Origin of the sequence: Glaciecola nitratireducens FR1064 (assembly GCF_000226565.1) — a bacterium.
Taxonomy (GTDB): Bacteria; Pseudomonadota; Gammaproteobacteria; order Enterobacterales; family Alteromonadaceae; genus Glaciecola; species Glaciecola nitratireducens.
Map to the genome: position 1 here is coordinate 830313 of NC_016041.1, position 16653 is coordinate 846965.

14 protein-coding genes are annotated in these 16653 nt (G+C 42.1%); 13 read left to right on the forward strand and 1 reads right to left on the reverse strand.

The window, feature by feature from the left end; genetic code table 11:
* Positions 1-10: 10 nt before the first annotated feature.
* From GNIT_RS03605 to GNIT_RS03615, 3 genes are read left to right on the forward strand one after another with little or no spacing between them, the layout of a single operon-like run.
* Entirely contained in the window at positions 11-1012 is a 1002-nt protein-coding gene (locus GNIT_RS03605) for an HlyD family secretion protein (RefSeq protein WP_014107773.1), read from the forward strand.
* On the forward strand, positions 1009-2412 hold the full coding sequence (locus GNIT_RS03610; RefSeq protein ID WP_014107774.1) for a TackOD1 domain-containing metal-binding protein: 1404 nt from the start codon (positions 1009-1011) through the stop codon (positions 2410-2412). The genes GNIT_RS03605 and GNIT_RS03610 overlap by 4 nt, the downstream gene beginning before the upstream one ends.
* 8 nt (positions 2413-2420) lie before the next feature.
* On the forward strand, positions 2421-3722 hold the full coding sequence (locus tag GNIT_RS03615) for a glycosyltransferase family 2 protein (protein ID WP_014107775.1): 1302 nt from the start codon (positions 2421-2423) through the stop codon (positions 3720-3722).
* Positions 3723-3748: 26 nt separating this feature from the next.
* On the opposite strand, the gene GNIT_RS03620 is transcribed toward GNIT_RS03615, so the two are convergent.
* A complete protein-coding gene (locus tag GNIT_RS03620; protein WP_014107776.1) occupies positions 3749-4996 on the reverse strand; it encodes a nucleotide sugar dehydrogenase in 1248 nt (415 codons plus the stop codon).
* A gap of 495 nt (positions 4997-5491) precedes the next feature.
* On the opposite strand from GNIT_RS03620, the gene GNIT_RS03625 reads away from it, so the two are divergent.
* The 10 genes from GNIT_RS03625 to nqrF all read left to right on the forward strand — a co-directional run bounded on the left by GNIT_RS03625 (position 5492) and on the right by nqrF (position 16274).
* On the forward strand, positions 5492-6013 hold the full coding sequence (locus tag GNIT_RS03625) for a TRAP transporter small permease subunit (protein ID WP_014107778.1): 522 nt from the start codon (positions 5492-5494) through the stop codon (positions 6011-6013).
* A complete protein-coding gene (locus GNIT_RS03630; protein WP_202945467.1) occupies positions 6013-7386 on the forward strand; it encodes a TRAP transporter large permease in 1374 nt (457 codons plus the stop codon). Before GNIT_RS03625 ends, GNIT_RS03630 begins: the two co-directional genes overlap by 1 nt.
* A 24-nt stretch (positions 7387-7410) precedes the next feature.
* Positions 7411-8505 carry a TRAP transporter substrate-binding protein gene (locus GNIT_RS03635; protein ID WP_014107780.1) on the forward strand — a complete coding sequence of 365 codons (1095 nt, stop codon included), beginning with the start codon at positions 7411-7413 and terminating at the stop codon, positions 8503-8505.
* A 178-nt stretch (positions 8506-8683) separates the two neighbouring features.
* A complete protein-coding gene (fabV, locus tag GNIT_RS03640) occupies positions 8684-9877 on the forward strand; it encodes an enoyl-ACP reductase FabV (RefSeq protein WP_014107781.1) in 1194 nt (397 codons plus the stop codon).
* A gap of 565 nt (positions 9878-10442) precedes the next feature.
* Positions 10443-11783 (forward strand): Na(+)-translocating NADH-quinone reductase subunit A, encoded by a 1341-nt coding sequence (locus GNIT_RS03650; RefSeq protein WP_041246285.1) that lies wholly within the window; start codon positions 10443-10445, stop codon positions 11781-11783.
* 3 nt (positions 11784-11786) lie between these two features.
* On the forward strand, positions 11787-12998 hold the full coding sequence (locus GNIT_RS03655; RefSeq protein ID WP_014107785.1) for an NADH:ubiquinone reductase (Na(+)-transporting) subunit B: 1212 nt from the start codon (positions 11787-11789) through the stop codon (positions 12996-12998).
* Positions 12988-13767, forward strand: coding sequence for a Na(+)-translocating NADH-quinone reductase subunit C (locus GNIT_RS03660; protein ID WP_014107786.1), 780 nt, complete (start codon positions 12988-12990; stop codon positions 13765-13767). Before GNIT_RS03655 ends, GNIT_RS03660 begins: the two co-directional genes overlap by 11 nt.
* A gap of 9 nt (positions 13768-13776) precedes the next feature.
* Positions 13777-14409, forward strand: coding sequence for an NADH:ubiquinone reductase (Na(+)-transporting) subunit D (locus tag GNIT_RS03665; RefSeq protein ID WP_014107787.1), 633 nt, complete (start codon positions 13777-13779; stop codon positions 14407-14409).
* 2 nt (positions 14410-14411) lie between these two features.
* Entirely contained in the window at positions 14412-15020 is a 609-nt protein-coding gene (gene nqrE, locus GNIT_RS03670) for an NADH:ubiquinone reductase (Na(+)-transporting) subunit E (RefSeq protein ID WP_014107788.1), read from the forward strand.
* Between the two features lie 21 nt (positions 15021-15041).
* The gene (gene nqrF, locus GNIT_RS03675) at positions 15042-16274 is read left to right on the forward strand and encodes an NADH:ubiquinone reductase (Na(+)-transporting) subunit F (protein WP_014107789.1); all 1233 of its coding nucleotides are present in this window, start codon (positions 15042-15044) and stop codon (positions 16272-16274) included.
* Positions 16275-16653 lie beyond the last annotated feature (379 nt).

A 16653-nucleotide genomic window follows, 5' to 3' on the forward strand; every position in this document is an offset into this window, starting at 1 on the left:
GCAAACAATAATGAAGTTGCATCAAAAAAAGAGTTATTTAGTCTCCCAGGACGAGGGGCATCCCGAACGCAGGAAGTGGCCTCGATTCACACAACTGCTGTATTTTTTATTTATTTTATTTATCTTTTTGTACGTAATTTATTTCTTTTTTGCTCGTAGTTTTTATCTTAAAACAGACGGCATTATTGAAGTTTCAAAGCAGAGAATAGCCGCAACTCACGGTGGTAAAATTGAACAATTTACTGTAGCCCAAGGAGACCGTTTTAAAGCAGGAGATAAATTAGCGGTTATTGGAGCCGCGCGCTTTTGTAGTCCGCCGGCCGCCGATACGCGTTCAGCGCAGCTAGCATTTACTATAAAAGATGAAGAGATTGAGTTAAGTGGCTTACTTAAAGAATTCGCGTTGCTTAAACGTATTCAAGCGCAGCCCGCTCGAATCGATGCAGGCATTCGTCGTGCACTAGAGTTAAATGCACCGCTGCTGCAAAACCCGCAGGCTGAAAATATTAAGATGCTAGAAAAACAGAATGAAATTGATATTCAGCGCTTACGCATTGCGAATTTGAATGAACGCCTTAAACTACAGCGCAACGTTGCTGTGACTGTAAATAATGATCCGAGTTGCTCAGCAGAAATAATTTCAGCGCCGTTTGATGGGTACGTATTTTCAACCACTTTTAGCCAAAATGAGGTGAGCAATCGTGGCGAGACTATTATGACGATCGTGGCTGATAATGCTGAAGTGAACATAGAGATTTACTTAGAGAATGATTTGTTTGCTTCTGCACAACCGCAGCAAACCTTTGACATTACACTTCCTAATGGTGAGTCGTCGAAAGCCGTTGTTAGCGAGATATTCTCCTCTGCGATTACGCAGCCAGAGCGTGCTTGGAATAACTATAAGCCAGTAATACCGCAGCTGAAGGCTAACCTTGTGCCAGTAGATAAAAGCGATGTAGAACTATGGAAGCAGTACGATCGATACAGTGTCGACGTTAAGGGGATAAAATGAGAGCATTCTACGCTGTATCAGCGAAACCTAATTATATCCTCACTTCATTACAGCATGTTGAAGAACAAGCCATCGTGAATGTCGCATCTGAATGTCTAGGTTTCTTCGTTAGCTACGAAAACGATGAACAGGCTGAGCATCTCTTAAATGCTATACGCCAACATGATAACCCAAACGTCTATTTGCGTGCGATTGTGTTGCTGCATAATAGCGAGCTCAAGCCAAATTACATCCGCGAACGCTTCGATTGTGTATTTACTGAAGACGAATTTACAGAAGTGCAATTAGCTGATTTACAAAGTAAGTTTGGAAAGTTAAATAGCTGGATTGCTAAAATACCTAATAATGATAATACGCTAAGTGATGCAAGTTTACGTTTCCGGGCGCTGCGCTTGATGGCGAGTCGCAATGCGCGCTGCACGCCTAACGCGACGATCTATGATAAACGAGGCTTTGAATACAGCCTACTTAGGCCTTTGTTCAGCGAGTCAGATGGCAGTGTTGAAAAGGTTTTAGCGTTTTTACAGTCTCAGCAGTTAGTGAAAGATGAGTTTGTTAAAAAAGCACACTTTTGTCCCCACTGTGACAGTGCCTTTTTAAATTTTAAAGAAACTTGTCCAGACTGCAGTAGTGATAATTTGGAACGCGACGAACTCATCCATCACTTTAAGTGCGGTCATACGGACGTGATCAATAAGTTTATCTATAATAATCGTTTAAAGTGTCCCAAATGTGAAGATGATTTAAAACATATTGGTGTTGACTACGATAAGCCATCGACGGTTTCAACTTGTTTAGAGTGTAAGCGTACCTTTCAAGACCCTGAAGTTAAAGCTGACTGTTTTGCCTGCCATCGTTCCAGTAGCAGTGATGATTTGACTTTACGCACAATGAGTGCGTTTAGTGTCTCAGCAATAGGCGCCAATGCCGCGCGTTTTGGTCTAGATGCATTATTTACCTCAATACTCCAGACCGATCTAAAGCTTTATAGCAGTGCCGAAATTAAGCAGTTTGTTATAGTCGAAAAAGCGAGGATAGAACGTTATAAAAAGTCTGAAACAAGCTTAGCTGTCATTCATTTTGCCAACTTAGAGGCTCTATTTGATACTCTTGGACGCAAAACCGAACAAGTGTTTAAAGAAATTAGTGCGGTCTTTAAGTCGATTTTTCGTGAGTCGGATCTGATCACGGCGAAAAACGAAAGTTTGTATGCGGTGATAATGACTGAAACCTCCACTCAAAATGCTAAGTTGGCGATTGAGCGACTTGACGATGCTATCAAAGGCTTATTCGAGGGTAGTCTTGATTTCACACTGCAGGTAAATACTGAGATTACTAATATAATTGAGGTTGATGATTTAGATGTTGTTATCGATGAATTTATTTCTGCTGAGGGTTAACTAGCTTTATGGAAGGGTTGCTCGAATTTGCCTTAGGACTCACGGGCACTCAGCTAATTGCCTATTTTTGGCCGTTTTTTATACTTGATATGCTGCGCTACGTGGTGTTAGAAAGTATTCTTATTTTTGCATTTCTTTTTCGCAAGCGCAGAGATAAACCGAAAAGACGCTTGGCACGTCATCAGCTATTCTTTGAAAAGCCATTGGTCTCTATTCTGGTTCCAGGTAAAAACGAGGGTAAACATCTACTTAAGTTAGTTCAATCGCTTGCACAACAAACCTATAAAAATATTGAGCTGATTGTGGTCGATGATGGCTCAGATGACGAAACGCCTATTATTTGTCGACGGTTGCAGCGTGAAGGTAAAATCGATGTCTTTATCCGCAACGAAGTCAGAGGTGGAAAGGCCTCTGCAGCTAATACAGCATTTCAGCACTCGAAGGGCCGCTATATCGTACATATTGATGCCGATTCACATTTAGAAAGTGATGCGATTGAGAAAATACTCCTGCCTTTTTATTTAAATGAAAATGTTGGCGCAGTGGGTGGCGACGTGCGAGTGGCCAATTCAGATGATAGTTTTGCCAGTCGTTTACAAACTATCGAATATTATAAAACCATCAGTGCAGGGCGCACCGCGTCATCTGAACTCAATATTTTACGTATTATATCGGGTGCTCATGGTGTATTTCGACGTGATGTATTGGAACGCATCGAAGGTTGGGATGTTGGCCCTGGGCTTGATGGTGATCTCACTTTAAAAGTTCGAAAGCTCGGCTATGACGTAGTGCATCAAGTTGATGCAGTTTGTTATACAAACGTACCAACCACATTCAGAAAGCTGTCTAAACAGCGCTATCGTTGGGATAAATCATTAATTCGATTTCGTTTGCGCAAACATTTAGACGTACTGAAGCCGGATGCTAATTTCCGTGGTTCTAACTTCTTTTCCGTATTAGAAAATATAATTTTCAACGTGTTTTTTGATTTTAAATGGTTTGTCTATTTTATTATTATGCTAATCACACAACCAGAGAATCTGGGGTATATTTTTATCATTAATTATTGCCTGTATTTTCTCGCGAACTGCTTTCAGTTTGTCATAGTGCGGATGCTAGTAAACGATACTTTCAAGCAACCTGATAAATTTTTGCCTCTGTTCCTGCCGCTCATGCCTTTTTATACGGGAGTGTATTTGCGTATAGTTCGCACATATTCATATATCATGGAGTTCTTTCATAAAACCTCCTACGATGATAGTTGGAACCCTTGGAAAGTTTCGCGAATAGCAAAAAAAGATGACCTTTAGAATAAACGTAACGTGATTTTTATCCTTTAAGAGCCTCTAAAGTCATAAACAAAATTTTTGGATAACATTAATTTTTGAGTTGCTAAATCAGATACAATAGTGTCATGTGCCACTGCTAAAAATCCAACATCAAACACTTGGTTTGGATTTAATTCAGTTAAGACTTCTACATTAAAAGTTTGGAAAACCTCTTCTTTATTAACCCACGGATCATATATCTGAACATCTAATCCCATATTGATTAACACAATGTAAAGCTCGTATACTTTTGTGTTTCTTATATCAGGACAGTTTTCTTTAAACGTAAAGCCCAATAGTAAAATTTTACAATTGAGTGGATTGATCTTACGCAAAATCAGTTTGCGTAAAAAGTCATTGGCAAAATAGTTTGGCATTCCATTGTTTATTTCTCTGGCGGTTCTCATTAAATCGGGGATAAATCCGGCATTTTCAGATTTATGTAACAAGTAATAAGGATCGACACTGATACAATGGCCACCAACCATGCCCGGCATTAATTTCATAAAATTCCATTTGGTTGCGGCTGCGTCAATGACATCCTTGGTGTTAATGCCTAGTTTATTAAACACTTGATGTAACTCATTGACTAGCGCGATATTGACATCGCGTTGCACGTTTTCTATTACTTTTGACGCTTCAGCGACTTTGATTGAAGGAGCTTTGTGTGTACCTGCAATCACAATAGTTTGATACAAGGTATCTATTAGCTCGGCAACTTCTGGTGTAGAGCCAGAGGTAACTTTTATTATGTTGGTGAGTCGTTTTACTTTGTCCCCAGGATTAATGCGTTCAGGTGAATAGCCTGCAAAAAAGTCTTTGTTGAATACTAAACCACTGATTTTTTCCAATATTGGTACGCATATGTCTTCCGTAACGCCGGGGTAAACTGTTGATTCATATATAATAATATTTCCATTAGCGATATGCGGGGCTATCATTTCACTAACGTTTATAAGCGGAGTTAAGTCTGGTTGTTTATTTATATCGACGGGCGTTGGCACGGTAACTATATAAATATTACATGCTTTAATCTTATTAATATCAGAGGTTATGGATAGTTTATCGGACAAATGTATTTCATCTGTTTCAAGCTCCTCCGTATTGTCATAGCCCAAGTTAAGCTCTTGGACACGTTTTTGATTAGTATCGAATCCAACCGTAATAAAGTGTTTACCAAACTCTACCGCTAAAGGTAAACCAACGTAACCAAGACCGATAACCCCTATTTTCGTGGCACTTCTATTTAATTTCATTTATACATCCGCGGGTTATCAAGAAGTTCGTGGCTTTTGGTGTTTATAATGAAAATAATAAACGCGATCCTTTTCCTATGCAATACAGTGATTATATTGAGCTAAAAGAAAAGGAACTGATATTGATTTATACCGTTAAAAAAGTATTTATCTCAGAGTACCGTATCTAATTGAGAGGTGTTTGCATACTGCTAGCTTACCTTTAAATACTTTAGAAATGCATTAATAGGGTTTTTAGCAATGTGATTTTGCGTTTATTTCGTTTGCGTCTTCGAACTCGAGGCTTATCTCGTTGAACAATGCACCAACGTTCTCCGTCCTGTTTGAAATCGCGATTTGTGAAGGGGCTATTATTCTTAATGATATCAAAGTGATTAATTAGCCAATATAAACACTCCATCCGAACACAAAAAAACATTACGCCATCAAGAGTTATATGCAAGAATACCAGCATTAACATTTTATTAAAGAATGACCATTAGGCGAGGGTATGCCATGTCTGTAGTAGGCACTGTTTCATCCGTATCAGCAGCAATTGACATCATCAATAAAAAAATTGGCGAATGGGTAAGCTATTTTACGTTTTTAATGGCTGCTATCACTTTTGTAGTTGTGATCCTACGTTATGGCTTCAATCTCGGCTGGATAGCAATGCAGGAGTCCATCGTTTACCTGCACGCAGCGGTGTTTTTACTTGGCAGTGCGTATACTCTGCAGCACGACGGTCACGTAAGAGTCGATGTGTTTTATCGGCGCTTCAGTGACAAACACAAGGCGCTAGTTAATCTTGTGGGGACTCTGTTTTTCTTATTGCCTGTCATGCTATTCATTACTTTAGTCAGTTGGCACTATGTTTTGGAATCATGGCAAACACTTGAAGGCTCAATGGAATCTGGCGGGCTCCCATTTTTGTATGTGTTGAAATCATTTATTCTGTTATTTTCAATAACAATGCTTTTGCAGGGTATATCAGAAGTCATCAAACAAAGCATGATTTTGGCGGGAGTTTCTAAATAGTGGAAATTTTGTCTCTCGTCCTGTTTCTTGTAGTTTGTCTATTTTTATTGGTTGGGTATCCAGTTGCCTTGACGCTTGCCGGCACTTCCCTTGTCTTTGCCGGCATAGGTATCTTTTTTGGCGCGTTCGACGCTAGCTATTTGTTAGCCACACCTAGTCGCCTGTTTGGTATCGTGAATAACCAAACGCTTATTGCAGTGCCACTGTTTGTTTTTATGGGGGTTGTGTTAGAGCGTTCTAAAATTGCCGAAGACTTGCTCGTAGCAATGTCGGGTCTTTTAGGCCGTTTTAAAACCGGCTTAGGTGTATCAGTGGTGTTGGTAGGTATGTTACTAGCTGCCAGTACAGGTATCGTTGGTGCTACTGTAGTTACAATGGGTTTATTGTCTTTGCCTACTATGCTTAAGCACGGTTATTCGCCATCTCTAGCAACGGGGACGATTTGTGCAACTGGCACCTTGGGTCAAATTATACCGCCTTCTATTGCTCTCGTTTTGCTTGGCGACGTGCTGTCGAGTGCTTATCAAAAAGCACAGCTCGATATGGGGATATTTTCTCCCGATAGCGTTTCTGTTGGCGACTTATTTGTGGGCGCACTCGTACCGGGGCTAATTCTCGTTGTATTCTATTTATTGTATTTATGGGCGGTCAGTAAGTTTAGTCCCTCACAGGTACCTGCACACGGTCAAGAAAGTGAACACGCTAATTTGAAGGAACTGCTTCTTGCTTTACTGCCACCATTAATACTGATCACCGCTGTTCTGGGGTCTATATTGACGGGTAAAGCCACACCTACCGAAGCCGCTGGAGTTGGCGCTATAGGCTCGGTTATCCTTGCGCTATTGAAGAAGACAATTAGTGTTGGAAACACCAAGTATGTGGTGCGTGAAACGACAAAAGTGACTTCAATGGTATTTTTGATACTCATCGGAGCGTCCATTTTTTCGCTAGTTTTCCGAGGGTTTGGAGGCGAAGAGCTGCTGCAAGCCTTTTTTACTGATTTACCGGGCGGCGCATTTACGGCCATGCTGTTGGTTATGATTGTTATATTTCTACTTGGGTTTATTCTAGATTTTATCGAAATCACCTTCGTAGTTGTTCCGATTGTCGCACCAATCCTACTTATGATGGGGCTAGACCCTATATGGTTGGGTATTATGATTGCGGTTAATCTGCAAACTAGCTTTTTAACGCCGCCCTTTGGCTTCGCTTTATTTTATCTTCGTGGCGTGGCGTCAGATTTAGTAAAAACGGAGCAAATCTACAAAGGAGTGATTCCGTTCATTATTATTCAGCTGGTTTTATTGGTTGTCATGGCTATTTGGCCAGAGATTATTACCTGGTTACCTTCAGTCGTTTATGACGGTAACTAGTCTTATTTCTAAAGGAGATTAAAAATGAAAAAGTCATTTGGTTTATTGTTTGCTGCCGCAGCTATGTTCGCTGTGGTTTCTTGCGGCGGGAAAAGTGAGGACAGTGCAACAGTGACGGCAGGTAAGCCCGCCGAAACGATTAAATGGAAGTTAGTAACCTCGTGGCCAAAGAACTTTCCAGGTTTAGGTAAGGGACCGGAGACCTTTGCAGAATATGTCAATGAGATGTCTGGTGGACGCTTAGAAGTGAGAGTCTACGGTGCTGGTGAGCTAGTACCTGGTTTTGAAGTATTTGATGCGGTGTCGAGTGGCAGCGTAGAAATGGGGCACGCTGGGGCGTATTACTGGAAGGGTAAAATGTCGGCAGCACCGATCTTTAGCGCCATTCCATTTGGTATGAACGCGACCGAAATGAATGCATGGTTGCACTATGGCGACGGCATGAAATTATGGCGCGAATTATATGCACCGTATGGCGTTATTCCATTCGCAGGAGGAAGTTCAGGTGTGCAAATGGCGGGTTGGTTTAATAAAGAAATCAATAGCCTAGAAGATTTTCAAGGACTGAAAATGCGCATACCTGGTTTGGGTGGCGACGTATTTAAAGAAGTAGGTGGTCTGCCTATTACGCTTACCGGTGGTGAGTTATTTACCGCTCTACAAACCGGCGCAATTGACGCAACAGAGTGGGTTGGCCCATATAATGACTTAGCATTTGGCTTGCATAAAGCAGCAAAATACTATTATCACAGTGGGTGGCATGAGCCGGGTACGTTGCTTGAATTTACCGTAAACAAAGCGGCATTTGATGCGCTGCCAAAAGACTTACAAAAAATAGTGGAAGTAGCTACGCGTGCTACTAATCAAGATATGTTAGATGAATACACGGCACGAAACCCGAATGCTTACAAACAACTTGTTGAGTATGGAACTGAAATGCGTGCATTACCTGCCGATGTTATTGAAGCGCTTAAAGTCGCGACAGCAAAAGTGATTAAACAAGAGCGTGCCGACGACAAAGATTTCGATAGAATTTATGCATCGTATGATGCTTTCTTCCAAGATGTAAAAGCCTATCACAAGGTATCAGAGCAAGAATATTATGAAAATAGAGAGTAGCTTTTCGATCTGATCTGATTTGTTTATTGCCCGAATAGCACTAGAATGCGCGCGTTTATTAGATATAACAGTTAGTTTTGCGTAGAATGCTTGGTATAGGTCCTAGCTTACAAGCAGCAGCAAATTAGCCATTTCATCAATCGCGCGCTTTTTATGCGTGATAAAAAAGGAAGTTATTATGGTCATCAAGCCAAAAATTAGAGGTTTCATCTGTACCAATGCTCACCCAGCAGGTTGTGCAAAGAGTGTTGAAAACCAAATCAACTATGTAAAGTCGCAAGATGTGAAGAGCAAGTCTGAACTTCAAGGCCCCAAAAAAGTGTTAGTGATTGGTAGCTCCACCGGATATGGACTGGCTTCTAGAATTACCTCTGCATTTGGCTACGGCGCAAAAACCCTAGGGATCTGTTTCGAAAAAGAACCGTCAGAACGCAAAACAGGAACGGCTGGCTGGTATAATACAGCGGCTTTTCATGACCAAGCAAAGGCAGCCGGGCTATATGCTGAAACGATTAACGGCGATGCTTTCTCTGATGACATTAAAAAGACCACTATTGAAAAAATAAAGCAAGATTTAGGTCAAGTCGACCTGATCATATACAGCTTAGCATCTCCTAGAAGAACCGATCCCGATACAGGTGAAGTCTACAAATCTACGCTAAAACCGGTTGGGCAAGGCTATACGACTAAAACATATGACACAGACAAAGACAAAGTCCATGAAATAACGCTTGAACCAGCTAATCAGGATGAAATTGACCAGACCGTAAAAGTCATGGGTGGAGAAGACTGGGAACGTTGGTTAGTCATGTTGAATGAAGCCGGCGTCGTAGCAAAGGGGGCGAAGACTACGGCCTATACTTACATTGGTAAAGAACTGACTTGGCCTATATACGGACAAGCAACCATTGGTCTGGCGAAAGAAGATCTAGATCGAGCAGCTAGCGCGATTATTGATAGGCTGAAAAGCAACAACGTGAGTGCGAATGTATCGTCTTTGAAGGCGCTAGTAACACAAGCGAGTTCAGCAATTCCGGTTATGCCTCTATACATTTCGCTTATCTATAAAGTGATGAAAGAGGAAGGCACGCACGAAGGCTGTATCGAACAAATAGCGGGTCTTTACACCACCTGTCTTTATGCAGCAAATCCTGCAGTGGACAACATGAATCGCTACCATATGGAAGACAATGAAACCAATGACGCTACCCAAGCTAAAATTAAAGCACTATGGGACAGGGTTACTCAGGAGAACTTCCATGACTTAAGTGATTATGCGGGTTATCACCATGAGTTCTTAAACTTATTCGGCTTTGACATTCAAGGTGTTGATTATGAGGCCGATGTTGATCCTGTAGTAAATTGGTCGTAACTGGTCTGAAATAACGATGTAAAATAGCTTGTTTACCAGCGAAGTGTAAAAACCATGCGATACAGAGCCATCCTTTACTCTGAAAGGGTAAATGGTGGCTTAATTCAGTCGTAAGGTGGAACATTTTGTTCACGATGCATCAATTAAATTGTGGTTTTTGACATTATTGGCATAGCATTTTCACCTTTATTAATGCTAAAATCCGCGCGTTCCATTGCTAGATGGACGAAGATGAATTCATTTTTCTTCATGACGACCATCTCAGCGATGTTGCGACTACACATAATAATAATAAACCACGGATGAGTGTAGACCTTCTTATAGGGCCTGCTCATTTTTTATGTAACACGTTTTCTAAACGTTTAAGCACTGATGTAAATGGCGTAGAAGGTGATTTTGTTTTTCTTTTACGGTAATAAGTGATTGAGTTATAACGGTTTAATAACAGGGTCGTTGATACACCTCGGTCGGGCATAACACAAAGTAACAAATTTTAATCGGCTTACTAAGCAGCAGCCATAGGCTGATTAAAATTGGTATCTTAAATTAGAGTAGTCAATTACGTATGATAAAAATCAAGAAAGGCTTAGATCTTCCTATCGAAGGCGCGCCGGAGCAGAAGGTCCATCCAGGGCCGGCTGTGACGAAAGTCGCCATCCTTGGGGAAGAGTATAATGGCATGCGTCCTACGATGCATGTTCAGGTTGGGGATGTTGTCAAAAAAGGGCAGTTGCTTTTTGAAGACAAGAAAAACCCGGGTGTAAAATTTACGGCACCAGCAGCAGGTGAAGTCATTGAAATTAACCGTGGCGCAAGACGTGTCTTGCAGTCTGTGGTTATCAAACTTCAAGGTGACGAAGAAGTTACATTCACTAGCTATGACGAAGCAGCTCTTGCTTCTGCAGAGCGCTCTGCAATAAGCGAATTATTGGTTGAGTCTGGTGCATGGACAGCTATTAGAACGCGTCCATTCAGCAAAAACCCAAAAGTAGGTTCAACACCTTCTTCAATTTTTGTTTCAGCTATGGACACCAATCCGCTTGCTGCCGACCCACAAATCATTATCGCTGAACGTAAGGACGATTTTGCTTTTGGTCTAAAGGTATTAGCTAAGCTAACCGACGGTAAAGTGTTTGTGAGTAAAGCACCTGGCGCTGATATTCATACAGGCGACGCAGTGGTTGAAGTGAACGAATTTGCTGGACCGCATCCTGCTGGTCTTGTGGGTACTCACATACACCACCTTGATGCCGTTGGCATGAAGAAATTCGTATGGCATGTTGGGTATCAAGACGTCATCGCGTTTGGTTCATTACTAAAAACCGGCAAGCTCGACACATCGAAGGTTTTATCGATTGCAGGGCCTGCAGCTAAAGCTCCGAAATTGATAAGCACTATTTTGGGCGCTAGTCTTGATGAGCTTACCGCAGATCAGAAAATTGACGGTCCTGTGCGCGTTGTGTCTGGTTCAGTCTTAAATGGCGTAACAGCCTCTGGCCCGCAGGCTTATCTCGGACGCTACCATACGCAGGTTTCACTGCTCGTAGAAGATAGAGAAAAGCGTCTGTTTGGTTGGATTATGCCAGGTTCAAACCAGCATTCTGTGACTAGAGCTTATTTAGGACATTTATCACCTAAAAAGTTATTTAATATGACCACACAAACTAATGGTTCAGACCGTTCAATGGTGCCAATCGGTAATTATGAACGTATCATGCCATTAGACATTATTCCGACTCTATTACTTCGTGACATCATTTCCGGTGATCTAGAAGGTGCACAAAATCTTGGTGCGCTTGAATTAGACGAAGAAGATTTGTCCTTATGTACCTATGTTTGCCCTGGCAAATACAACTATGGACCAATTTTAAGAGAGTGTTTAACCAAGATTGAAGAAGAGGGTTAAGTCATGGGTTTAAAAGCAATAATCGAAAAAGCAGAACCTGATTTCGAACCAGGTGGTAAATACGAAAAGTTTTATGCACTGTATGAAGCAGCCGCTACTATTTTTTACACGCCGGGCAAAGTGAATAAGGCTAATACGCATGTAAAAGACAGTATCGATTTAAAACGCATTATGATCATGGTTTGGATGGCAACATTCCCAGCTATGTTTTACGGTATGTATAACGTTGGTCTGCAGGCATCTTATGCTATCGAAGCCGGCGGCGCGTTGTATGATGGTTGGCAAGCAGGTTTGTTCTCTGCATTAGGCGGAACCTTAACGGCTGACTCTGGCATATTATCAATGCTGTTCTACGGTGCTTGTTTCTTCATCCCTATCTACGCCACAACGTTTGTGGTGGGTGGTTTCTGGGAAGTTCTGTTCGCATCTGTTAGAAAACATGAAGTAAACGAAGGCTTCTTCGTAACTTCAGTGCTGTTTTCATTGACCCTACCAGCAACTATCCCGCTATGGCAGGTTGCTTTGGGTATCACTTTCGGTGTTGTCATCGCGAAGGAAATCTTTGGCGGAACCGGTCGTAACTTCCTAAACCCAGCGTTATCTGGTCGTGCTTTCCTTTACTTTGCATATCCTGCACAAATCTCAGGCGACCAGCCTTGGGTTGCTGCTGAGTTAGCTGACGGTTATTCAGGTGCAACTTGGTTAAGTAATGCGGCAAACGGGCAAATGGACTTTTCAGACATGGGTCTTTGGATGAACTCCTTCTTGGGTGACATACCAGGCTCAGTTGGTGAGGTATCCAGTTTGATGATCCTGCTGGGTGGCTTGTTCATCATTTATCTCGGCATTGCGAGTTGGCGAATTGTATTGGGTGTAGCGCTAGGCGTGACCTTCTTCAGTACCTTGCTTAACTTCTTTGCGCCAGACGCAACCTCAATATACGCAATGCCGTTCTACTGGCATTTTGTAATCGGCGGTTTGGCCTTCGGTATGTTCTTTATGGCTACGGACCCGGTGTCTGCATCATTTACTAACCAAGGTAAATGGTTCTATGGGTTCTTTATCGGATTTATGACAGTGTTAGTAAGAGTCATCAACCCAGCATTCCCTGAAGGTATTATGCTAGCTATATTGTTCGCTAATTTATGGGCGCCATTATTCGATTACTTCGTAGCGCAAAGCAATATTAAACGGAGGGTTGCTCGTGTCGGCTAAAAAAGAAACTTTAGGTAAAACAGTCGGTGTTGTCGTTGCTGTTTGTTTAGTTTGTTCAATTATAGTATCGGGTGCAGCGGTAGGTTTGCGGGAACTACAGCAAACCAATGCAGCGCTTGATAAGCAGTCGAACATATTAACTGCAGCTGGACTACTCGGCGAAGCGAAAACGAAAAAAGACATTGCGACAATTTACGATGCGAAGGTTGAAGAGCGTTTTGTAGACCTAGCATCTGGTGAATACGTCGCTAACCCTGCTGAGGGTGAACCGAAGCCATACGACATGTACGGAAGAGTGTCTAAGGCCGATGCTACAAGCACAAAAGTAGATGGCAGCCCGGCTGGTTTTTCTCGACGTGCAAATGTCGCTAGCGTGTATTTGATCAAAGATGATAGCGGTACAGTTTCACGCATTATTTTACCCGTGCACGGCAGCGGTTTGTGGGATTTGATGTATGGATTCCTAGCAATCGACAACGATGGTCAGACTATTCGTGAATTGATTTTCTACCAACACAAAGAAACTCCAGGACTAGGTGGCGAAATTCAAAACCCAGAATGGCAGGCTAAGTGGGACGGTAAAAAGCTTTATGATGACGGTAACGTTGCCATTGAAGTTAACAAGGGTGAAAACAAAGACGACCAGTATGCAGTTGATGCACTATCAGGTGCGACACTAACCAGTAACGGCGTACAAAATACGCTGCAGTATTGGGCTAGTGACAACGGCTACGGTAATTACCTTAAAAAGCAATCTTGGAAATCATAAGGCACCACAATGGCTGACACTAAAGAAATGAAAAAAGCCCTGTTTGGGCCAATAATAGACAGTAATCCTATTGCGTTGCATGTACTCGGTATTTGCTCTGCATTGGCAATTACAACAAAGCTAGAAACCGCACTCGTTATGTCTTTGGCATTAACAACAGTAACCGCGTTTTCTAGTTTGTTTATCTCACTAATACGTAAACAAATTCCTTCAAGCGTGAGGATCATCATACAGATGACAATCATTGCTTCGTTGGTAATCGTTGTTGACCAAGTATTGAAAGCTTATTCTTATGAAATTTCAAAGCAGCTTTCAGTATTCGTCGGATTGATTATCACTAACTGTATCGTGATGGGGCGCGCGGAAGCTTACGCAATGAAGTCACCCCCAGTAATGAGCTTTTTAGATGGTATTGGTAATGGTTTGGGTTACTCATTCGTCCTAATCGTGATTGGTACAATCAAGGAAATCGCCGGTTTTGGTACGTTACTTGGTTTTGAAATTTTACCACTCGTCACGAACGGTGGTTGGTATCAGGGTAACGGCTTGTTAATATTACCGTTTAGCTCATTTTTCCTCATTGGCGGTTTGATTTGGTTCATTCGTACTATTCGCCCTGAACAAGTTGAGCCTAAGGAATAATCATGGAACATTACGCAGCATTATTTATTAGAGCAGTATTTGTTGAGAACATGGCGTTGTCACTGTTCTTGGGGATGTGTACTTTCTTGGCAGTATCAAAGAAAGTAAAGACATCAATGGGTTTGGGCGTAGCCGTTATCGTAGTATTAGGTATTTCGGTGCCGGTCAACCAAGTTATTTTTGTTAATATCCTTGCTCCAGGCGCTTTGGATTGGGCTGGTTTCCCAGATGCCGACCTTAGCTTCTTGAGTTTCTTGACTTTTATCGGCGTTATCGCGGCATTGGTTCAGATATTGGAAATGACACTGGACAAGTTTTTCCCTGCTTTATATAACGCATTAGGGATCTTCTTACCGCTTATCACCGTAAACTGTGCAATATTCGGTGGTGTTGCGTTCGCGGTTCAACGCGAATACAACTTCACTGAAAGTATCGTTTACGGCATCGGCAGCGGCGCAGGTTGGGCAATAGCCATTATCTTGCTAGCTGCTGTTAGAGAAAAGTTAAAGTATGCTGATATGCCAGATGGTATCCGCGGATTAGGTTCTGTGTTTATGATTGCTGGTTTGATGGCATTGGGCTTCCAGTCATTCACAGGTATTTCGCTGTAAGGCGAATTAGGAGTATAGATAATGAATTCAGTTGAAATCTATCTCGGTGTAGGCATGTTTATCGCTATCGTTTTAGCGTTAGTTTTTATCATCATGTTTGCGAAATCGAAATTAGTGCCTGAAGGTGATGTTGTCATCACCATTAACGGCGATCCAAGCAAATCAATTACAACCTCTCCGGGCGGAAAGTTATTAGGCGCTCTAGCTGATTCAGGTATTTTTGTGTCTTCAGCATGCGGCGGCGGCGGTTCTTGCGGTCAGTGTACTGTTGATATCAAATCAGGCGGTGGTGAGATATTACCAACCGAGCTTGATCACATATCAAAGCGTGAAGCGAAGCAAGGTTGTCGTTTATCTTGCCAAGTATCCATCAAGCAAAACATGGATATTGAGCTTCCAGAAGAAGTTTTTGGTATTAAAAAGTGGGATTGTGAAGTGCTTTCTAATGACAGCAAAGCAACCTTCATCAAAGAACTTAAGCTTGGCATACCTAACGGCGAGAGCGTTCCGTTTAAAGCCGGTGGTTACATTCAAATTGAGGCGCCACCTCACCATGTTAAGTACAAAGATTTTGATGTACCAGAGAAATTCCGTAAAGATTGGGAACACTTCGGTTTCTTCGATGTAGAGTCAAAGTGTGACGAAGAAACTATTCGTGCATACTCAATGGCAAATTACCCAGAAGAAGAAGGCATCATTTTGCTGAACGTGCGTATTGCTACGCCGCCACCAAATAATTTGAGCCTTCCAGCTGGTAAAATGTCATCATTCATTTGGTCATTAAAGCCAGGCGACAAAGCCACGATATCCGGTCCTTTCGGTGAGTTTTACGCGAAAGAAACAGATGCAGAAATGGTATTTGTTGGCGGTGGTGCAGGTATGGCCCCAATGCGTTCACACATTTTTGACCAACTTCGTCGAATTAAAACAGACCGTAAAATGACGTTCTGGTACGGCGCTCGTTCGTCACGTGAAATGTTCTACGTAGAAGATTTCGACATGTTAGCCAAAGAAAACGATAACTTTGAATGGCATGTAGCACTGTCAGATCCACAACCAGAAGATAACTGGGAAGGCGACACAGGTTTTATTCACAACGTACTGTTGGAAAACTACCTGAAAGACCACCCAGCACCAGAAGATTGTGAGTTCTACATGTGTGGTCCACCTATGATGAACGCCGCAGTAATCAACATGCTCAAAGAGCTTGGCGTTGAAGACGAAAACATCATGCTAGATGACTTCGGTGGCTAATCAGCCATAAGGAAGAAAGCAACAACATTAGGCGCCTCATTGGCGCCTTTTTATTAAAAAATAAATAATAAATAATAAAAAACAACAACAGAAGCTCAAATATAAAACCGAGAATAGCCCCCCTCTGCGCCATTAGCAAACCTTCACTAGGCAAGGACGCCTAGTGTGAGCGGTCAGGATGACGAAAAGCGCGTTTGCTAATGGCGCAGAGGGGGGCTGTTCTCGGTTTTTGCGGTCTTAAACTTTCGCTAGATCGAGAGGCCTAGCGTGAGCGGTCAGGATAACGAACTTTTATGTCCATCAGTAAATTCATGTATAATGCAGCGCAACGAAACGTCGCTATGCTGGTCTTACAGTTGTAACCCACGTTTTCAGTTTA